Origin of the sequence: Paenibacillus sp. FSL K6-2393, from assembly GCF_038002545.1 — a bacterium.
Taxonomy (GTDB): Bacteria; Bacillota; Bacilli; order Paenibacillales; family Paenibacillaceae; genus Paenibacillus.
Map to the genome: position 1 here is coordinate 5,892,711 of NZ_JBBOCU010000001.1, position 21,074 is coordinate 5,913,784.

The window sequence follows — 21,074 nt, forward strand, 5'->3', positions numbered from 1 at the left end:
TCAACATGCAGCCGTTGCTAAGGCAATCGCTTCAGCTACCGATTTCTCAAAGATCGCAAGGATTGCGCCCGATTCTTGCTCCGTAATATTCAGTGGCGGCAGAAAACGAACAACAGCTGAATGACGCCCGCCCAGCTCCACAATTAATCCATTCTTGAAACATTCACGTTGAATAGACTCAGCAAGTGCACCATTAGGCAGATAATGTCCCAGACGATCCTTGCGTCCCACTGGATCAACCACCTCAACGCCAATCATCAGTCCTCTGCCTCGCACATCTCCAATCTCTGCATACTGCTCTTTCAATGCATGCAGTTGATTCATGAACTGCTCACTGCGCAGTTGAACGTTGTGTAGAACATCCTGTTCCCGAATATAACGAAGTGTCGCAAGTCCCGCTGCCATGGCCAGCTGATTGCCACGGAACGTACCTGTGTGTGCACCAGGTTGCCATTGGTCCAGCTCTTCCCGGTAGATGACAACAGACATAGGCAGACTTCCGCCAACGGCTTTGGAGCAGATGATTACATCAGGTACAATTCCGGCATGTTCAAATGAAAACATCCGCCCTGTCCGTCCAATGCCTGTCTGCACTTCGTCGATGATGAGCGGAATGCTTCGCTCTGCTGTGATTCGGCGCAGCTCCCTCAGCCATTCAATGTCTGCCGGAATCGCCCCGCCTTCGCCCTGAACCGTTTCCACAATGACCCCACACGGTGCGGCAATACCGCTCTCGCAATCATCGAGCAGGTTCTCGATATACTGTGCGCTCAACCGGGCCGTCATGCCTTCACCAACACCAAATGGGCAGCGGTATTCATAAGGAAACGGCAGGAAATGAACATCGGGCAGCAGGCTTTGCAAATGCTGTTTCTTGCTCAGGTTGCCACTCATCGACATCGTCGCTTGTGTTGAACCGTGATAACCTCCTTGAAAGGCAAGAATGGACTTGCCACCTGTTGCATGTTTGACCAGCTTAATGGCTGCTTCTACTGCATCCGCTCCGGTTGGACCACAGAACTGGATTTTGGCTTGGTCTCGCATCTCTGCCGGAAGAATGGAGAACAGTTCTTGCATATATGAAAGTTTCAGCGGTGTTGCTAAATCCAGTGTATGAAGCGGAATCTGCTGATCCAGGACATCGCGAATGGCGTTGATCACCGTGTCATGGTTGTGCCCCAGCGCCAATGTTCCTGCACCAGCCAGGCAGTCGTAGAATACACGGCCTTCCGTATCGGTAATCTTCACTCCATGGGCCTTGTTAATGACAAGCGGGAAATGTCTGGGGTACGATCTTGCATTGGATTCCTTCTCATTTTGCATCTTCAGATATTCCGTCTGCACCTCTACTGACATAGCCCTCTAACGCTCCTTATAATCGATTCAGGCTGAACCTGCTGCCTGTGTTTCTTGTTCTGCATTTTGCATATGACATGGTATTGGTTCAAAATCATGTAAGGTCCGAATTATACATGATGGTATCCGTCATCTGTTATCCGTTATCCGTTATCCGTTATACATTGTCATCTATACGTTGTTATAAGCTATACATTTTATATTCAAGTTGCTCCTGACACAGGTATTCCAGGTATAACCGAACCACATCACGAGTTGTTCCACCATGGGGAAAGACGTGGTGCGTCAGATCTGGCAAGGCGTTCACTTCCAGAATGCCCCCTTGTTCTCTGGAGATTGGAGTGCGGATATCACGACAACGAACATCGACTCCTGCTACATCAATCTGAAGAGTTTTGGTCGCTTGAATGATCATTCGGGCATTTTCAGGATGAATGATTTCGGTACAATCCTTGTAGAATTCACTGATTTTTCCGGCGGCAGAATTGCGGAGATCATATAACTCGATTTCTTTTCCAGCGGCAGGAACTTCATCCAGAGTTGTCCCTTGTGCATGTAATACCTCCAGCACTCGTTCCGTTTCTGCATCAACCTGAGGAAAAGCTTCATACTCGCCAATGGGTGTCATCTCGATTCGTTCCTGATTCAACTGCTCAATTAACGCCCGAACGGTTGAAGTTCCATCTCCCTCGACATAGACAGGTCGATACTGGTTCACAGCCGCCACTTCACCGTTAATAATCAGCACTCTGTAATCGATCCCGGTCACATATTGCTGCAACATAATACTGCTGCCATGGACACTCGCAAGATTAATGGCTGCCTCCAGTTCATCTGGGGTACGCACATCCAGCGTCACGCCCATGCTGCTGCTCGCATCCAGCGGTTTCACTACAATGGAGCCATGCCTTTTCAGAAAATCTGCTGCATCGCTTCCCATCTCTGGGATTACGATAAATGATGGCACAGGCATTCCCTGTTCATGCAACAACATATTACATGCCTGCTTGTTCTTCGCGAGCAGTCCAGCGATTAACGGCAGACGATGAGATCTGGTTTTGTTAATGATGATCTCTTTGTCCCCTACAGACAGCTTCAGAAAATCTTCGCATCCCTCAAGAAGTGGCTCACAGGTGATGCCCATTTCTCTCGCTTTGCTTATAATGAGTCGGTTTTGCAGATTATGAATCCCTTTCGGAAACACTGAAAATCCTCCTCGATCGAATGAAGGTACTCGCTCCTATATAAGTTGAATTAAAGATTATTTACGCTGACACTACAATGACAGAACAACCTTCCAATCGCTGTTATCCCCAGATTTTTTGATTCCCTTTTCTCAAGGGAAAAATCCGGGGATAAAGGCGAACGCTTCGCTTTTTCAGGTTTTTTCTGTCCTCTCCGTTGCATGTAAATGATTAATTCAACTTATATTGCTCGTACGTTCATCAATTTTTATTGTAGTTTTATATTGATAATGATTATCAATATCATATAAAATCTATTTTATGGCAATTCGAGTTATATTGTCAATAATAAACTTTTAAGTAAAAATAAGAATTAATTTAGTGTGGGTTTGAGTCGGTACAGGTATGCTTTTATCGAATAATAGGCACAACAAACCGGGCAAGCCTGGGACATGGTTTTACCAACGGCTTGCCTAATTTATTATCTGCATGCTCATGCAATGCAGTTGATGTGGAGTTTTGAATCATTATTGAAGTAATCGAAAGCCGACTTTTTGATCGTCAAGCCAGTTGTGTATAACGCTGTTCTCCATTCAGCTTCCTTCCCCGTCCATGCGGGATACAGGTTGGTGTGCCGAACAGTGGATCGATTGCAATCTCACACTCCATCTGGAAGACTTTACGGACCATGTCCTGTGTAACAATATCTTCCGGTTTACCTTCTGCGTAGATGGACTTGTTGTGAACAGCCACAATGTGATGCGCATAACGACATGCCAGATTCAGATCATGAAGTACCATAACAATCGTGCGTCCTTCCCGTTCATTCAGCTCAAACAACAGATCGAGGATATCAATCTGATGTGTCATATCCAGATAGGTTGTAGGTTCATCCAATAGCAGCGTTTCGGTGCCCTGCGCAAGTGTCATCGCAATCCAGGCACGCTGACGCTGTCCACCAGACAATGCATCCACAGGTCGATCCGCGAGTTCTGTCAGATGTGTGGATTCAAGTGCCAGCTTGACCATACGCTCATCCTCTCGGGACCATTGCTTCAGCCACGTTTGATGTGGATAACGTCCTTGCTTAACCAGTTGGTTCACCGTCAGGCCCTCCGGAGCGGTCGGGCCTTGTGGCAGGATGGACATGCGTCTTGAAATTTCCTTGGTCGGCAGCTTCGCAATCTCTTCCCCATCCAGCAGCACCGAACCGGAGCTGGATTTCAGCAACCGGGCCATTGTACGCAGCAGCGTAGATTTGCCACAGCCGTTGCTGCCAATCAGAACGGTAATCTGTCCCTTGGGAATGGTCAGGTTCAAATTTTCAATAATGGGATCTGCTCCATAGGAGATCGTAAGCTCCTTGGCTTCCAGAATACTCACAGCCCTCTCCTCCTCAAAACTGATTTCGATTCTTGAATAACAAATACAGGAAAAATGGTGCGCCTACGCCTGCGGTAAATACCCCTGCGGGAACATCCAGCGGTAGAAAGGCAGTGCGGGCAATCAGATCTGCCGCAAATACAAGCAGAGCACCAACCAGTCCAGACACAATCAGCATACTGCCAAACATACGTCCAACCAGCTTTCGGGCAATATGTGGAGCGATCAGGCCTACAAAACCAATGGTTCCGGCAACCGCAACGGCGATTCCCGCCAGCAGTACACTGCATAACAACAACGCTGAACGATGCCGCTGCACAGTGACACCCAGCCCTGTAGCCAGATCATCTCCAAATTCCTGTGCATTCAGGCTACGGGCGAACCAGATTGCCAGCGGTACAACAATTACGATAACCGGAAGAATGGTTCGGACATCGGTCCAAGATGCTCCGTACACACTTCCAGTCAGCCAGATATAGGCTTGACCTGCCGTGTAGAACGGACTCAGGATCAACATAAAGGTTGTTCCAGCTCCGGTAATGGCTGACACTCCAATTCCGATCAGCACCAGACGGATCGGACTGACTCCTTTTTTCCAAGCAAGCACGTAGATGATTAATGCCGTCACAATTGCGCCAGCGATGGCGAACAATGGCAACAACTTGATACTCACCGCTCCGCCCAGCAATGTAACAAAACCTACAGCTGCAACGGCCGCGCCGCCGGTGATGCCGATGACATCCGGTGAGGCCAGCGGGTTACGGATAATACCTTGCAGGAGCGCACCTGACATACCCAGGGCTGCTCCTACGAGCAAAGATAATAGCACCCGTGGCAGTCTTAAGGTCAGCACGACGAAGTCATGCTCCCCTTCATTCAGACCAAATATCGTTCGAAGTACATCCAGCGGAGAGATAAAGTCACTGCCCACACTGGTACCAACAACCCCTGCCACCAGAAACAGGAGGATACATATGCCGATGACAACCAGTGATTTTTGTTCCATTTGTACTGAGACGGTGTCTTTTTTGTTGCGGAAAGTCAACATCTTCCTCATATCTTCGTCACCCCCTTGCGTGCAATGTACACGAAGAAGGGTCCGCCAATCAGTGCAGTCATGACACCAAGTGGAACTTCCTGCGGCATGATCACCAGCCGTGCAACCACATCCGCGGACAGCAGCAGAATCGCTCCCCCTACAATAGAGTAAGGAACGAGCCAGCGGTAATCATTGCCCACCAGTGCACGCATGATATGCGGGACAACCAGACCAACAAGACCGATTGAGCCGGCTACGGCAACTGAACCACCCGCCAGCAACACAGTAACAATTCCCATGAGTACTTTGACCAGTAGTACATTCTGTCCCATGCCTTTGGCGATATCGTCACCCGTCAACAGCAGATTGATGGCTCTGCCCATGAACAGAGAGACAATAGCTGCACCTGTCATGTACGGCAACACAGGATATAACATTTCCAACGTCCGACCACTTACTGAACCGGCAAGCCAAAACAGTACATCCTGCAATCCGGTTCCATCCAGTACCAGAATGGCTTGTGTGAAAGAGGCAAACAATGCTGAGATGGCCGTCCCCGCCAGTACAATTTTGATCGGTGTCAGGCCATCACGACCGAGTGAACCCAGTGCATATACAATCGCCGCGGCAACCGCAGCTCCAGCAAAACCAAACCACATCATCGTGGTTAGCGAGGATACCGACAATACAACAATGGCAATAACAATAAAAAAGATCGCACCTGCGTTGATCCCGAACACACTTGGTGATGCCAGCGGGTTACGTGTCAATGCTTGCATCAGTCCACCCGCCACGGCCAAACTTGCTCCCACAACAGCAGCAATCACCGTACGTGGCAACCGTTCCGTCAGCAGAACCACATGTTCCACAGAACTCTCGTCATAGAATTGCAGTGCATCCCATGCCATCTGAAACGTGATATGCGTACGTCCCAGAATCATACTGGCTAGGCAAGCAAGTAGAAGTAATATGAATAAACCAGCCAGTCCATAGATCTTGGCGCTTGCCTTTGTAAAAAGGGGAAACATACTCTCACTCTCTCATCTGTAAAATGAAATAGGACCTGCCTGCCCATACACTTCGTTAACGAATGTCCTGGTGCATGGCAGGTCCTGCTCCTGTTAGTTAGTTCAGGTTGAACTGCTTATATAGATCGTCCAGCATCATGTTGGCCGATGTGTATCCACCTGCCATGTTCCAGGCCACTTCATCGACCTGAACCAGTTGGTTGTTCTTGACTGCATCAAGGTTTTTCCACAGTGGACTGCTGGTCCAATCATCATAATTTTTCTGAATGGCATCTGTTTCTGTGCCTGAGTTAAAGTTAAAGATCATGTCTGCATTCATGTCCGGAATGTTCTCTTTGGAAGTCAATTCAACTCCCCATGTGTCTGCGTCATGTCCGGCAGGTCTGGTGAACCCAAGTTCATTCAGAATCTTACCTGCGTATCCCATGTAGAAAATACGAACCTGATCGGCTCTAAAGTTCGTGATGGTTGCTTCAATTGGCAGACGATCGCCCATTTTCTCTTTGAAATCTGCTACACGGCCATCCCAATCAGACAACAGTTTATCCGATTGCTCAACCATATTCATCGCTTCTCCAACAGTTTTCACCGTTTCTTTCCAGTCAAACAGGGTCTCCGTCACTACCGTTGGTGCGATCTGGGACAATTGCTCATAGATCTCTTCATGTCTGATCTTCGTAGCAATAATCAAGTCGGGTTTCAACTTGTTGATCTCTTCCAGATTGGGCTGGGATTCCTGACCCACTTGTGTTACTCCGTCCAGATCTGCTCTCAGATATTCATAGACTGGCTGCTGAACCCAGGATTCAACCACGCCAGTCGGTTTCACGCCAAGTGCAACGACAACATCATTAGCACCTTGGAACAGTGTAACAATCTTTTGCGGAGTTCCCTTGATTGTGGTTTCGCCCATAGCATGTTTGATCACTCGGGTCTGATCTTCAGTCGCACTGGCACTTGCATCACTTTCATTATTGCTCTCATTGCTGCTTGCAGCTTGGCTGGATGTATTCGTTGTCTCAGCACTTCCACTCGAAGCACAGCCAGCAAGTAGTGAAATCATCAGAATAAGTGCTGCATAAATGTATAGCTTTTTCTTTACTTTATACATGAAATCCGTCTCCCCTTTTTTATCTAAATGATATTGAATCTCATTATCAATTGTATTGTAATGGAGATGAAATCAATATACAAGCATTTTATTTGGAAAAACTTCTCACTCCCTGTCGAACCCTGTAACTTCGTAAAACAACATTAAATAAAGATATATTAACTAAATCAATACAATACATATCGATACAATACGCCTACACATAAACCATATATGTAATTTTTTTCTCACCTGCTAAATATACAAATCTCTCTTCTTACTTTTAGCTTCATCTAATACATGCCCTTTTTGCTGGTGGATCATTATTCAATCATATGCATTCAACCAAGATATTTACTGTAAAACAATTCCTGTAATTTCTTGTCGTACTATGTTAGATTATCCATTGGAATATAATCACATCTATAGATAGGGGATATTAACACGTGAAGAAATCATGGGTACTATCAATCATTATGAGTTTTGTCTTGCTTGGCGGGGTATTTGCACCTGCAGGGTCCTACGTCTCTGCTGCGGATGACTCAACCACTACATATTCGGAAGACGAATACTATGAAGAAGTTGACACGTCAGAACAAGAACCGATCCCTACAGTCGAAGAAGAAGATTTCCTGAGCTACCTTGATCAGTTGGATATGGCATCGGTATATGAGGAGAAAGCCTTCAATGCTTTGGGAGGTGGATTTTACATTACATCATCCAATCGCAAGTCCGTTTTCTTGAAACTGACCAACACAGCGATTCCTAACTACACCAAATATGTTTCCAAGCTGAAGCTGATTAAACCGCAAAATACAGAATTGCAAAAAATCCATGCTAACCTGATTAAAGGTAGCTATACACAGCTGGAAGGATTCCAACTCGCTAAAAAAGCGGTCTCCAAAACAACGGTAAACAGTGCTGTCCTGAAACAAGCCAATGCCAAAATTGATGCCGGGAAGAAAAATATCGAGAAGTTTCACAAAGATTTCTCTGCATATGCCAATAAACTTGGATTTGATTTATAAAAAACAGTAATTGCAGATATGCGTCCTACATTTCGAATAAAACAATTTGTAATTTAAGGAAAAAAAGTGTTTTCTTTTGCTGAGTTAGTTCGTATAATAGCACTATAATCAAAAGGCTATGCTGCCGAAAGGTACAACCTCGTGAACAATTGAGGTTGTGCCTTTTTTGCGTTTAATGGCCACTTTTATCTGAATTTCATCATCTGACGAGGAGTGATTTACATGATTCTTGAAGCCGTTTACCATCGCCCCAAACTCAATTGGTCTTATGCTTATGACCGCTCGACCATGCATTTGCGACTTCGTTCAAAACGCGGTGATTTGGATGCAGCGATCGCTATTACCGGGGACAAATATGCTTGGGATCGGACGATTACACACATTCCCATGCACATCTTTGCCCGGGATGAAATGTTCGATTATTGGGAAGCCGAGACTTCACCTCCCTATCGCAGATTACGGTATGGCTTCCAACTGATTCAGGGAGAGGAATCGGTCTGGATGACGGAGCGTGGGTTCGAGCAGGCGCTGCCTGATCATCCACTTGAATTCTTTGATTTTCCATTTATGAACCCGGTCGACATTTTTGAGCCGCCTGCTTGGGTTAAGGATGCTGTGTTTTATCAGATTTTCCCTGAACGTTATGCCAATGGCGATCCATCCATCAGTCCCAAAAATGCTGAACCCTGGGGAGGGGAACCTACACCGGTGAACTTCTTCGGTGGGGATCTCCAAGGTGTGCTTGATCATCTGGATCATATAAGCCAGCTTGGCATCAATGCCATCTACTTCTGTCCGCTGTTTGAGGCCACGACGAATCACAAATACAATACAGGCGATTATATGAAAGTTGATCCTCACTTTGGAACCAATGAACAGTTCAAAGCGTTTGTGGATGCCTGTCATCAGCGCGGCATACGCGTTGTTCTGGATGCGGTATTCAATCATTCCGGCAGAGAGTTTCCTCCTTTTGTCGATGTCATGAAGAATGGAGCCTCTTCCCCCTACGCAGACTGGTTCTATATCAAGGACTGGCCGCCGCGTGTGGAGGATGGCATACCGACTTATGACACCTTTGCCTTTGAACCGCTTATGCCGAAACTGAACACGGAACACCCTGAAGTGAAGGCATACCTGCTAGAGGTAGGTCGTTTCTGGATAGAGGAGATGGACATTGACGGCTGGAGGCTCGATGTAGCCAACGAGGTGGATCATCAGTTCTGGCGCGAATTCCGTCAGACGGTAAAAGCCATCAAGCCTGACGCCTATTTGCTTGGTGAGATCTGGCATGATTCGCTAATGTGGCTTCAGGGAGACCAGTTCGATGCCGTGATGAATTATCCGTTTACCAACTCGGTATTGGACTATACGGTGCACGGTAAGCTCGACGGACTCGGATTTGCCAATGAGATCGGAAAACTGCTCGCAGCCTATTCACAGCCTGTAACGGAAGCGGCCTTCAATCTGCTCGGAAGTCATGATACCCCCAGACTGCTGACCTTATGTGATGGAGACGAGCGCAAGATGAAACTTGCCGTTACGTTGTTGCTTACGTATCCAGGTGTGCCCTGTATCTATTATGGAGACGAAGTGGGACTTGATGGAGGATATGATCCGGGTTGCCGCAAGTGTATGGAGTGGGATGAGACCAAGCAGAATCGCGAGCTTCTGGAATTCTTCACCCGAACGATTGCCCTTCGCAAACAGCACCCTGCCCTGCGCAGCACAGAACTGAAGATTGTATATGCAAAAGCCGGAGACCCTTGTCTTGCTATCGAACGATTGGATTCGCATACGGGTGAGCGTATGCTTCTTGTTCTTAATGCTGGTGATGAGCCGTGTACCCTCGAACTCCCCTTGGGAGATCGTAACATCTGGCGAAATCTGTTCACATCAAACACCGTGGAAGCTCAGCAAAATAAACTGACCCTCGATCTGGAAGCATACGGATTCTCCTTACTGCAAATGGAGATCAAACAACCAGCGAAAGCCTGATATGAATACGGCTAACAAGGGAAAATAACTTTAAAGAGGCTGTCCCATTGGTCATATTGACGACCAAGGACAGCCTCTTCTGTATCTTATACGTCTTGTGCATCTCATACGTCATACCCTAACGAACCCAGCACACGTTATTTGCTTTATTATACGCGGGCTAAATGTCTAACGAATCAGAGAGACCTTATTTCGTCCAATAAGTCCATTTTCGAGAGTAGAAGCCGTGTTTTCGACGCAATAACGTTGCTGAGATTCGTTAGGTTTTACTTTTCTTGATTATCCTCTCAATAGGATGTTTGAGGTTCGTTAGCTATAGCCATTCAAGCGAGGTGAAACTCTTCGAGGCAGCGACCTATTTCCCAGCTGAGGCGAAGGATATTGAAGTCATCGGTTTTCGTATTTTCTTCATTCTTGAACTTACGAGAGCTTCCTGTGTAATTACGATTTTCTGCGGAATCTTGTATGAAGGCAGCTTGTCCTGACAATATTCCCAGATGGACCGCCGCAGATCGGTGAGAGTACACTCCGCAGCCAGCCGGATAGTCACCTTCACCCTCTGACCGGTGATACCACTCTGTTCTCCCGAAACTACGGCCGCTTCAATACATTCCATCTCTTCCAGAACACCCTCGACCTCGGCAGGATACACTTTTCGTCCACCTACATTAATGATCTCGGAACGACGTCCCAGAATACGAATGTACCCCTGCTCCAGCACGGCTTCATCCCCTGTACGAAGCCACCCGTCCTCTGTAAAAGGTGATGGTGCATTCAAATATCCGATCATCGCTGTTGCTGTATGAATCTGCAATTCTCCTTCCACCACCCGATACTTGACCTCTTCATCTTGAATGGAGAACAGCAGAGAACCTGGCTCTTTGGAGCGGGTTGGCAGAATGCCAAGTTCAGACATGCCATAGGCTTGTATCGTCCTTAGTTGTGGAAATCTCCGGTTCCAGGCTGCCAGTACGGATTCAGGCATCACTTCCGATCCGTATGACACAACTTCGAGACTCGACAGATCATACCCCTCATCATTTCTGCCCAGCAGCAACAGATTCATGAATGTTGGAGAGACCGGAAGAGCCTGCACACGAAACTTCTCAATCGTTCGGCACACTTCTTCGGGAGATCGATCCGCAATGATACAAAGACAGCCCCCACTGGACAGGGATTGCAGCATTGTATTCACACCGCCGATATGATCAAACATCATAAATGGAATCGTTCGCAAGGGCCGAACCTGCCGCCGAAAACGATGTAACAGCCGATCTGCACGATGCACAGTCGCTTTACTCACTCCGGTTGATCCGGATGAAAAGAGTACTAGTCCCCCTACGCCCTCCTGTGCCAGCGAGGATAACAACACGGGAACCTCTCCAGATAATTCACATGTTTGCCGAATGCACAACTTGCCTTCTTCAACGCCCAAACGCCATTTCACCTGTGCCAGTTCGATGTATTCCTGTCGTTTGGCTTCGACCAGGTACCGATCCATGGGAAGCACGATACACCCTTGTCCGAGCAAAGCAACCAATGCTGCCGCCGCATATGGGGAATAGTCTTCCTCCAGCGTTACAAGTTGCCCAGTCAGCCCTTCTGCTGTAATCCACTCACTCATGATGTCAACCTGTTCCAGCAGCCAACTGTAGCTGTACTCCCGATCCTTCCAGATCAGTGCAGGTTGCTGTCCCTGTTCCGCGAATCGTTCAAGCAAGAATTGGTTCAACATCTTGCATCCTCCTCACCGGCAGGCGCCCATTGCTGTGCGAGATAATCAACAAGTGAACCCACGGTCTGATACGGGCTTTCCGGCATAGAAGCAGCAGCCATCTCCGCCAGTGCGGCTCCCATCCCCGTCCCCCATCGATCTTCGATTCCCTGCTCTACCACTGCAAGCAAGGACACGAGTTCCAGCGAATCCAGTTGCCCATTTCGTCCATATAGCGGAGCGTTACCACCCTCACCAAGCGGAATCGATGTATTATGGTATGCATTTAACTCCCGGCAACTATCCAGCACGATACGAAGCAAAGCCTCCCTGTGTCGTTGTCCAATCCTTGGCACGGTCTGACGTTGAAAGCAATCTGCCCGAGGTATGGACTGTCGAAGTGATTCATACCAGTGCCATTCATCCGTGACCAACATTTTAATGACACCTGTTAGCTGTACTTTCCAGTGCTCACGGTTCTTCATCCGGCTGACCTGCAACATATTGTATGCCTTCTCCCACCGTGCAATGATGTCGCTGAATTCTCTTGCATATTGATCAAGTGGAGAACCGAGCCATAAGGCAGACTCCTGAAGAAGATCTCGAAGAAAATACCGGCTCCATCGCATATCAAACAGCAGACTGGATATCAGCATTTCATTGGCCTGCTCCCCTTCATTCGCCACATGCAGTGCATGTAACAATTGCAGCGATACCGCATGTCCAAAATGATAATTCCGCTCTCCTTGTGTAATCGTCCGGCCTGTTAGAAACTCTTCAATCTGCGTTGTTAACGCCTGAGTCAACATGTCTCGGTACCCGGCAGAGTCAAGCTTTACAGTCGCCCGAATGTCCATGGTTCCATACGTTCGGAGTTCTTCTTTGCGCTTGGCCTGAGCAAGCTCGGGTATGCTTTGGTTCCCTTTCCAGAAATCATGAAAGGCTGCTTGAGTAACCTTTCCCTTATACTTGGAGGGCACGGGATCGTAGACGTGAACATGCTCATCTTCCAAGCCATATACGGCAATCCAATGATCTACCAGATGCAGTCGGGAGCCTTGCTTCACGTGTTTGCGAATGTACTCGGGATTCTGATAATCCTCACAGTAAGGCAGATGATAACTGGTTCCTGTAGCCAAAAAAAGCCCACCTTCGCCGATATGCTGCCTGATCTCCGCCTTGCCTTCCTCGAAGCTGCCCAGCTGCCGCTGACCATACATCTCCCAGATCGGCTCTACATAATCCAGTTTGTGAAAATAAGGCTTCACCAGTCCGTTATCCCCGCACGAAGGAAGGCTGTACAACCGACTTGCCGCCAGCAGTGCAAGACTTGTGATGGATCCTTGTCTATGGAGCACTTCATGAATCAGAGGAAAATTGCAGGGATAATAATAGGGAATGTCCAGCACTGGAGCGAATGAAGGAATGATCATTTTGGGCCTCCTGTTCCCGTTTTGGCTGACGTACTGCCCCAGGATTGGATTAGGTAATGCACAGACATATCATCTGTCGCTCGAAATACCCGATTTGCAATAGTTTTGCCATCCACATCGGTCTCGAAACGACGGAAACCGCGAGTAAATCGGAAGGAAAAACCACTATCACGCGGGACTCGGTAACAACCTTCATATCGACCTTTACCGGAACGGACAAGCTTCATGCCCATGCCACCATATATCGTTTCCTCCGGCTCTTCCTCTGAGGTTACCTCCGCATGAATGCAGACCTCCACATGAGTGGACAATTCAGGAACAACCGTGTAGATGCGTGTAGTAGACAGTTCCCCCAAAGTTAGCGTGATGGATGCACTCCCAATACCAACAGGCACCAGCTCTCCACTCGAACGAACCTGGATGACACCCGGGTCACTTGAAGTATAATTGCCATGCAGCAGACTCTGAACCAATCCGCTCTCGTAGTGTATTTGCGCATTGATACACACGGTCATTCCACCCTGTAGTCCGATGGCATCCCTTCCAAGCAGTTTGAGCGAAGAGGGCTTACCCACGTGGCCGAACATGTATAGTAACGGGAGATGAACGCGTGCTCCCCAGTCACCTTCCTGATGACAGGCATCCTGCTGTTCCAGAAATGCCAATTCCTCATCCGATCCTACTCCGCGTTCAAGTAATTGATGAGCTACCCTTCTGACCTGGGAAGGCAGAAACAGACCTTCCGTATCTCCAATATCCATCCACATTCGAACGTCGGGTACCTCTTCTGGCAAGCGATACATGTTCTCTTCCAACAGTCCACTTTCCGATGTGTCGTCCAGCTGCACATCCACATAGAATGGCGACATCATGATCAGTTTTCCGAAAACATCCGGATTTCGCATCCCCATGTGCAATGTACAAAGCGCTGCGGCAGATGAACCCAACAGCCCGGTATTCGACTTGTCCGGCAGCGTCCGATAACGATGATCAATGATCGGCTTGAGTTCATGAATGATGAAATGCTCATAGGCGATGCCTGAGCAACCCACACTCACGGCCTCTCTCTCCGGAGCGATGAAGTGATAGAATTCGTTGTGTGTGACTGGACGGACATGCGTAATGCCGACAATAATCAGGGATTCAATCTGCCCGGAGGAAATAAGACCGTCTGCTGCCTGGTCCATATTCCATGTTTCATTGCCTGGCCCGGATGGACCAAAAGCCCGCTGCCCTGCATGAACGTACAGAACCGGGTATTGCCGGGCTGTCTGCTCATGATAACCAGGCGGGAGGTACACATAAATGTTGCGGATATTGCCCAGCCGTGACGCCTGAATGCCTTCCAAACATTCAATGGCAGAATGGGTACTCAACGATCATCAACCGCCTCTCTTCTCCCGATTTGACTGCATAATACAAACAAATAACCCCGCCTCAGAAGAGACGGGGTTGTCCCAGAACACACGTAATTGTCCGGGGATACATAGCCCTTATATTGTGAATCTGCGAATAGTTTAAATCCCCGGACGTGCTTTTGTAAACATAAAAATAGAAAATAAATGCTCCCAAAAAAGTTATTGACATAAGATCCAATATTTCTTACGATAACGTTGTGATCATAACTCGAGGGCCATGCTTTTAAACCTGAGCGGTTTAGGACAACCCCGGTAACTCCCGAAGGAGATGCCGGGGTTGTTAGCGTGTCAAAAGGAGGGAAGTCTTCAATCCACTGCGTAACACTCCGTTGTATTGAAAGCGCTATTATTCAAGAGCCAGGTTGGTTGTTTATCTAAACTACTACATTCACGAGAAGGGTGGATTACTATGTTTCAAATGGCCAAACGCTTACTCCTCAGCACAACACTGACACTCAGTTTACTTGCAGGGGGCGCACTTCCCTATCTGCCTGCTTCAGCGATCTATGCCGATGCGGATACCGCGGTTACCAACAAGCAGAACTTTAGTACAGACGTCATCTATCAGATCTTTACAGATCGCTTCCTGGACGGCAATCCTTCCAACAATCCTACCGGAGCTGCCTACGATGCCACTTGTAGTAACCTGAAGTTGTATTGCGGAGGCGACTGGCAGGGTCTGATCAACAAAATCAACGATAACTATTTTAGCGATCTGGGCGTTACGGCACTGTGGATCTCCCAACCAGTCGAAAATATCTTCGCCACAATCAACTACGGCGGCGTGATCAACACAGCGTATCATGGCTACTGGGCACGTGATTTCAAGAAGACCAATCCGTATTTCGGAACGATGACTGATTTTCAAAATCTGATTACAACCGCTCATGCCAAAGGCATCAAGATCGTCATTGACTTTGCCCCAAACCACACATCTCCTGCCATGGAGACCGATACCTCCTTTGCTGAGAATGGCAAGTTGTACGATAATGGTAATCTTGTTGGCGGATACACCAATGATACAAATGGATATTTCCATCACAACGGCGGCTCCGATTTTTCCTCCCTGGAGAATGGTATCTACAAAAACCTCTATGACCTCGCTGACCTGAATCACAATAACAGTACCATTGATCAATATTTCAAAGATGCAATCAAGCTATGGCTTGATATGGGCGTGGATGGTATTCGCGTTGATGCGGTGAAACATATGCCTCTCGGCTGGCAAAAGAGCTGGATGTCCTCCATCTATGCACATAAACCTGTATTCACCTTTGGTGAATGGTTCTTGGGATCTGCTGCATCCGATGCGGATAACACGGAATTTGCCAACGAATCCGGGATGAGCCTGCTTGATTTCCGCTTTAACTCTGCTGTGCGCGATGTCTTCCGGGATAACACATCCAACATGTATGCCCTCGATTCGATGATTACAGGCACAGCCGCAGATTACAATCAGGTGAATGACCAAGTCACGTTCATCGACAACCATGATATGGATCGGTTCAAAACAAGTGCCGTGAACAATCGTCGTCTGGAACAAGCGCTGGCCTTCACCCTGACTTCACGCGGCGTACCTGCCATCTATTATGGCACCGAGCAGTATCTGACAGGTAACGGGGACCCTGACAATCGGGCCAAAATGCCTTCTTTCTCCAAAACGACAACGGCCTTCAATGTGATCAGCAAGTTGGCCCCTCTGCGCAAATCCAATCCAGCAATCGCCTATGGCTCCACTCAGCAACGCTGGATCAATAATGATGTGTATGTCTATGAACGCAAATTCGGCAAAAGTGTAGCTGTTGTTGCGGTGAACCGTAATCTCTCCACACCAGCAAGCATTGCAAATCTAAGCACTTCACTGCCAACAGGCAACTACACCGATGTACTGGGCGGCGTACTGAACGGTAATAACATCACTTCCACCAATGGCAACGTCTCTTCCTTCACACTGGCAGCCGGAGCAACCGCGGTATGGCAGTATACAACAAGCGAAACAACACCAACGATCGGACATGTAGGTCCGGTGATGGGCAAACCGGGTAATGTCGTTACCATTAGTGGACGTGGATTTGGCTCCACCAAAGGTACCGTATACTTCGGTACAACAGCCGTTACCGGTGCTGCGATCACATCCTGGGAAGATACACAGATCAAAGTGACGATCCCAGCGGTTGCAGCAGGCAATTATGCTGTAAAAGTAGCTGCGAATGGCGTCAACAGCAATGCGTATAACAACTTCACCATCCTTACGGGTGATCAGGTCACTGTACGATTCGTCATTAACAATGCGTCCACCACACTGGGTCAGAACATCTATCTGACGGGTAACGTAGCAGAACTGGGCAACTGGAGTACGGGCACAACAGCTATTGGACCTGCATTCAATCAGGTCATCCACGCCTACCCAACTTGGTACTATGATGTGAGCGTGCCAGCCGGGAAACAACTGGAGTTCAAATTCTTCAAGAAAAATGGTGCAACCATTACGTGGGAAGGTGGTTCAAACCACACGTTCACCACACCAACCAGCGGTACAGCCACAGTCAATGTAAACTGGCAATAGAATATTCAGTCCACAAGCTAACCCGGAGTTACGCTAACGCAGCGTATGCTCCGGGTTTTGCTGTACCTAGCGAGGTTGCTTAGATTGCTTCTATCCTCTCTCTGTTAAATTTGTACGTGTGGGTTCAATTCATATCATTTTGATGTATCATAGAATGTCATTGATAGGTTCGGATCGACTTCAGTGTTGTAGCGGCCAGAATACCTGTTGCCAGCAGCAATATGCCCACACCTTGCAGAACAGAAGCTGCCCCCCACTGATCTGCCAATACGGAGACAACCGTCAATCCCAGAATAGGCGCTGTACTGGTGATTGTTCCAACCACACCATAGACCCTTCCTTGCAGCTCGTCCGGAACGGCTGTCCTCAGCATAATCTGAGTGAGCATCGTACAGCAGGCAAACATCGCACCTCCGCCCACGATTAACGGCAGTGCCATGATTGGCGAGGATACGTTCGATAAAAAAATATATATCGGTCCCAACACAATCAGACCGATAAATACCCATCTCCCTCTTCGCTTCAATCGTTTTCCCGAAGCAATCAGCATTGCAGAGCCAATCATATATCCAAGTGGAATACAGGTTTCAATTAATCCAAACTGTACCGGATTCGCCTCCCATACCTTGACCGCCATCACTTGGACCAGCATCATGGCTGACATGAAAAACAAAATCAGCACCGGATTGAGCAATACGATGGATCGAATCAGACGATTCCGATAGATGTAGCCAAACGAACTGCGCCATTCCTGAGCAAACGTGGTCTGCTGATTAATGGATCGCTGTACCTCAGGAAAGCGGCCTGCCACCAGCACACAGACTGCGGACAACAGGAAAGTTGCCCCTGTAATTAATATGGCGACGAATCCGCCAAATGCAGCAACAGCAACGCCCGCTGCGGCTAGTCCGCTGATTCGGGCAAGATTATCCACCATATGAATGGTTCCGGTTGCTTGTTGAATATGCTCCCTGCCTACCATACTTGCTACAGAGGCGTGGAATGCAGGTGCCTGAAACAAACTTGAAAACATGGACAGTGAGAGCAACAACAGCACCACCGGGAACGGCGCATGCCAACCGAATAAGCTAATCGAAATCAGCACAGCCATCACACCGCGAAATACATCAGACGCCAACATCAGCTTCCTGCGATCCAATCGATCTGCGACCGTACCTGCCACCGATCCAAATAAAAAACTGACGGCCATATTGCAGATCTGTACGGCCGCCATGCTCTTCGCACTGCCTGTGGTCTGTAACACCCACAGACTGATCGCAATCCCATTGAAGCAATCCCCGAAGACCGAGATGCCGTAGCCGTACAAAACCCTTCGAAAGGTAACATTACGCCAAAGTGTTGGCGGAGCTTTAGTATTATACAATGCAGCTTGTCCATCTTGGTATCCCATAATCTCGGGCTCACTGGACGGGTTCATGCCCATACATCACGTTCCTCCCTAATCATGATTCGAGCCCATACAGAACCAGGCACTTCCGCAGCATTGCCAGTCGATAAAGACATGACAATACGGAAGTGCCTGAGTTAAGTGAGTGTTACGCTATCGAGACTAATCATGCCGTCGTTAGCTTAGCTGATGATATTGTCTCTAGACCTATAATGTTTCTTGCTGAGTCTGCGTTTACCCTTTCGAAGCTCCTGCCGTCAGCCCTTGAACAAGGAATCGTTGCAGGAAAACAAACAGCAGGGTAATTGGGATAGCAATCAGTACCGCCCCCGCAGCAAACATCGTAAAGTTACTGTCCTGATACCGGTTGACCAGATCCCACATGCCCACCGCAAGCGTCCAGTTCTCTTTCGTCCGCAGCACCAGCCGGGCGAAGATAAAATCCATCCACGCACCGGTGAAACTGGTTAGTGCCACATAAGTCAACATCGGCTTGGATAAAGGCAGGATGATGCTGGTGAATACCCGCAGGTGACTCGCACCATCCATGCGGGCCGCTTCATCCAGACTGCGGGGAATCGTATCAAAGAAACCTTTGACGATAAATCCACCCAGTACCGCCCCTGAAGAATAAACCAGAATAAGCGCAGCGTGGGTGTCGAGCAATTTAATTTGCAGCAAAATGATATAGATTGCAATCATGCTCATAAAGCTTGGGAACATGCCGAGGATCAGCATGGTGGAGAGAATCGTTTTACGTCCACGGAAGCGGAAGCGGGACAAGGCATACATCCCAAGTGTCACCATCAATGTGGAGAAGATCATCGTGAAAAAGGCAATTTTCAGCGTATTCATATACCATCTGCCGTACATAAAGGACGGGTTATTGAACAGCTCACCGTAATGGGTCAGCGTGAAAGCTTCCGGCCACAACCGTTCACTGAACAATGCCGCGCCGGGTCTCAAGGAAGAGAGAAAGATCCAGAGTACGGGGTAGATGGAGACAACGGCGATGATCAACAACAGCACATAACTCAGGGCCAAACGCAGCGGATTATTACGTGTCTTCATTGAATCATGTCCTCCTCCTTGAATGATTTGGATCGGCGGAAGTTCCAGATAGAGAATGAAGCGATTATAAGGAAGATGATAATCCCTACCGCTGAAGCCATATTGAACTTGTTATTGTCGAGTGTGAGCTTGTAGAGCCAGGTCACCAGCAGGTCCGTTGCCCCTGCGTACTGGTAGTCTCCCCGCAGTGGATTTCCGTTGGTCAGCAGGAAGATGACATTGAAGTTGTTGAAGTTTCCGGCGAACTGCATGATGAGTACCGGAGTTGTGGCAAAAAGAATGAACGGCATCGTAATGATCCTGAACTTCTGAAACGCAGATGCTCCGTCCACTTCGGCAGCCTCATAGAGGTCACGAGGGATGGCTGTTAATACACCCAGAATCAGCACCATACTGACCGGAATACCGATCCACATGTTGACAACAATGACGGTAACCTTAGCCCAGAACGGATCTGTCAGCCAGGGTAATCCCTCCAGCCCAAATGCTCTCATGTACGTATTGATCGGACCAAACTGACCATTGAACAGATTACGCATGAGCAGCAAGGAGATGATCTGCGGGATGGCATAAGGCAGAATAAAAATCGTCCGCCACAGCTTCTTGAAGCGTATGCCCCGCTGTTCAATCAACAGTGCCACAAGCACGCCACCAAAATAGGTGGTGACTGTAGCCAGGATGGCCCAGATGACCGTCCAGGTTAGAACGCCGTAGAATGTCTGGCTCCAGGATTTCAGCTGGATCAAATCGCTGAACGTCTTGAAGCCTACCCAGTCCACGAGTTTGGCTGGCGGAATATGATCCGGGGCCGAATAGTTGGTAAACGCAATCGTGATTGTAAACAGGATGGGCATAACGGTGAAGAAGAGTATCCCCAGTGCCGGAATGGACAGAAACAGATACGGAAAGTTTTTGTCCATCATGTTCCGAAGCGAAGCCGCTGCGCCCAGGGTCTGCTTGCCTTCCTCCCTCGCAAGTCCCGTGACGTACGCATCCCGAATATTCAGGATGTAGATCAGAATAAACACAAGAAACACCAGTAGTACGATAATGCCATCAAGCAGCAAAAAGATGGAATGGTCTCCCCTTTGAAGTACAGTGGACCCATTCACTTTGACAAAACGCTGTGTATTTTCCCCCAGTGTCCATATGCCCCATACGGCCTGTGACAGGCGAGGAAGCAGGTACGCAAGCCCTGCTCCCTCCAGTAACAGTAGACAAATTCCCTTAATCCACTGTCGATTGTACAGCTGTCCAAGACCTTGCAGTATGATGGAACATATAGCCGCTGTCATCCGGTGCTGCCTTTCCCTGTTCGGTCCAACGGGCACCGGGACATGCTGCTGTTGCATTCGCTCTCT

At 48.2% G+C, this 21,074-nt stretch carries 15 protein-coding genes; 3 read left to right on the forward strand and 12 right to left on the reverse strand.

What is annotated here, in order from left to right:
- From MHI14_RS26210 to MHI14_RS26235, 6 genes are all read right to left on the reverse strand, one after another.
- A complete protein-coding gene (locus tag MHI14_RS26210; RefSeq protein ID WP_341131586.1) occupies nt 1–1,356 on the reverse strand; it encodes a diaminobutyrate--2-oxoglutarate transaminase in 1,356 nt (451 codons plus the stop codon).
- A gap of 181 nt (nt 1,357–1,537) precedes the next feature.
- On the reverse strand, nt 1,538–2,560 hold the full coding sequence (locus tag MHI14_RS26215) for a hypothetical protein (protein WP_341131587.1): 1,023 nt from the start codon (nt 2,558–2,560) through the stop codon (nt 1,538–1,540).
- A 541-nt stretch (nt 2,561–3,101) separates the two neighbouring features.
- Nucleotides 3,102–3,923 (reverse strand): ABC transporter ATP-binding protein, encoded by an 822-nt coding sequence (locus tag MHI14_RS26220; protein ID WP_340019347.1) that lies wholly within the window; start codon nt 3,921–3,923, stop codon nt 3,102–3,104.
- A 13-nt stretch (nt 3,924–3,936) separates the two neighbouring features.
- Complete coding sequence (locus MHI14_RS26225) at nt 3,937–4,980, reverse strand: FecCD family ABC transporter permease (protein WP_340019346.1); 1,044 nt, start codon at nt 4,978–4,980, stop codon at nt 3,937–3,939.
- Nucleotides 4,977–5,990, reverse strand: coding sequence for a FecCD family ABC transporter permease (locus tag MHI14_RS26230; protein WP_341131588.1), 1,014 nt, complete (start codon nt 5,988–5,990; stop codon nt 4,977–4,979). Before MHI14_RS26230 ends, MHI14_RS26225 begins: the two co-directional genes overlap by 4 nt.
- 97 nt (nt 5,991–6,087) lie before the next feature.
- Nucleotides 6,088–7,101 (reverse strand): ABC transporter substrate-binding protein, encoded by a 1,014-nt coding sequence (locus tag MHI14_RS26235; protein WP_341131589.1) that lies wholly within the window; start codon nt 7,099–7,101, stop codon nt 6,088–6,090.
- Nucleotides 7,102–7,526: 425 nt separating this feature from the next.
- Here MHI14_RS26235 and MHI14_RS26240 point away from each other — a divergent pair, with 425 nt between their 5' ends.
- Complete coding sequence (locus MHI14_RS26240; protein ID WP_133386510.1) at nt 7,527–8,108, forward strand: hypothetical protein; 582 nt, start codon at nt 7,527–7,529, stop codon at nt 8,106–8,108.
- A gap of 222 nt (nt 8,109–8,330) precedes the next feature.
- Nucleotides 8,331–10,103, forward strand: coding sequence for an alpha-glycosidase (locus MHI14_RS26245; RefSeq protein WP_341131590.1), 1,773 nt, complete (start codon nt 8,331–8,333; stop codon nt 10,101–10,103).
- Nucleotides 10,104–10,458: 355 nt separating this feature from the next.
- Here the strand turns inward: MHI14_RS26245 and MHI14_RS26250 are convergent, their stop codons facing one another.
- The 3 genes from MHI14_RS26250 to MHI14_RS26260 are packed head-to-tail and all read right to left on the reverse strand — an operon-like array spanning nt 10,459 to nt 14,626.
- Complete coding sequence (locus MHI14_RS26250) at nt 10,459–11,838, reverse strand: ANL family adenylate-forming protein (protein ID WP_341131591.1); 1,380 nt, start codon at nt 11,836–11,838, stop codon at nt 10,459–10,461.
- Nucleotides 11,832–13,250, reverse strand: a complete 1,419-nt coding sequence (locus MHI14_RS26255; protein ID WP_341131592.1) for a hypothetical protein — start codon at nt 13,248–13,250, stop codon at nt 11,832–11,834. The genes MHI14_RS26250 and MHI14_RS26255 overlap by 7 nt, the downstream gene beginning before the upstream one ends.
- Complete coding sequence (locus tag MHI14_RS26260) at nt 13,247–14,626, reverse strand: alpha/beta hydrolase (protein WP_341131593.1); 1,380 nt, start codon at nt 14,624–14,626, stop codon at nt 13,247–13,249. Before MHI14_RS26260 ends, MHI14_RS26255 begins: the two co-directional genes overlap by 4 nt.
- 451 nt (nt 14,627–15,077) lie before the next feature.
- Here MHI14_RS26260 and MHI14_RS26265 point away from each other — a divergent pair, with 451 nt between their 5' ends.
- On the forward strand, nt 15,078–17,234 hold the full coding sequence (locus MHI14_RS26265; RefSeq protein ID WP_341131594.1) for an alpha-amylase family glycosyl hydrolase: 2,157 nt from the start codon (nt 15,078–15,080) through the stop codon (nt 17,232–17,234).
- Between the two features lie 157 nt (nt 17,235–17,391).
- Here the strand turns inward: MHI14_RS26265 and MHI14_RS26270 are convergent, their stop codons facing one another.
- The 3 genes from MHI14_RS26270 to MHI14_RS26280 all read right to left on the reverse strand — a co-directional run bounded on the left by MHI14_RS26270 (nt 17,392) and on the right by MHI14_RS26280 (nt 21,065).
- On the reverse strand, nt 17,392–18,678 hold the full coding sequence (locus MHI14_RS26270; protein WP_341131595.1) for an MFS transporter: 1,287 nt from the start codon (nt 18,676–18,678) through the stop codon (nt 17,392–17,394).
- Nucleotides 18,679–18,876: 198 nt separating this feature from the next.
- Nucleotides 18,877–19,713 (reverse strand): sugar ABC transporter permease, encoded by an 837-nt coding sequence (locus MHI14_RS26275; protein ID WP_017690474.1) that lies wholly within the window; start codon nt 19,711–19,713, stop codon nt 18,877–18,879.
- Nucleotides 19,710–21,065: a sugar ABC transporter permease gene (locus tag MHI14_RS26280; RefSeq protein ID WP_249911751.1), complete on the reverse strand. Its 1,356-nt coding sequence runs from the start codon at nt 21,063–21,065 to the stop codon at nt 19,710–19,712. The genes MHI14_RS26275 and MHI14_RS26280 overlap by 4 nt, the downstream gene beginning before the upstream one ends.
- Nucleotides 21,066–21,074 lie beyond the last annotated feature (9 nt).

What these genes read in the sequence shown, in the direction of transcription:
- MHI14_RS26210 (WP_341131586.1), bottom strand. Translation starts at nt 1,356, where the DNA reads ATGTCAGTAGAGGTGCAGACGGAATATCTGAAGATGCAAAATGAGAAG.
- MHI14_RS26225 (WP_340019346.1), bottom strand. Translation starts at nt 4,980, where the DNA reads ATGAGGAAGATGTTGACTTTCCGCAACAAAAAAGACACCGTCTCAGTA.
- MHI14_RS26230 (WP_341131588.1), bottom strand. Translation starts at nt 5,990, where the DNA reads ATGTTTCCCCTTTTTACAAAGGCAAGCGCCAAGATCTATGGACTGGCT.
- MHI14_RS26235 (WP_341131589.1), bottom strand. Translation starts at nt 7,101, where the DNA reads ATGTATAAAGTAAAGAAAAAGCTATACATTTATGCAGCACTTATTCTG.
- MHI14_RS26245 (WP_341131590.1), top strand. Translation starts at nt 8,331, where the DNA reads ATGATTCTTGAAGCCGTTTACCATCGCCCCAAACTCAATTGGTCTTAT.
- MHI14_RS26250 (WP_341131591.1), bottom strand. Translation starts at nt 11,838, where the DNA reads ATGTTGAACCAATTCTTGCTTGAACGATTCGCGGAACAGGGACAGCAA.
- MHI14_RS26255 (WP_341131592.1), bottom strand. Translation starts at nt 13,250, where the DNA reads ATGATCATTCCTTCATTCGCTCCAGTGCTGGACATTCCCTATTATTAT.
- MHI14_RS26265 (WP_341131594.1), top strand. Translation starts at nt 15,078, where the DNA reads ATGTTTCAAATGGCCAAACGCTTACTCCTCAGCACAACACTGACACTC.
- MHI14_RS26270 (WP_341131595.1), bottom strand. Translation starts at nt 18,678, where the DNA reads ATGGGCATGAACCCGTCCAGTGAGCCCGAGATTATGGGATACCAAGAT.
- MHI14_RS26275 (WP_017690474.1), bottom strand. Translation starts at nt 19,713, where the DNA reads ATGAAGACACGTAATAATCCGCTGCGTTTGGCCCTGAGTTATGTGCTG.
- MHI14_RS26280 (WP_249911751.1), bottom strand. Translation starts at nt 21,065, where the DNA reads ATGCAACAGCAGCATGTCCCGGTGCCCGTTGGACCGAACAGGGAAAGG.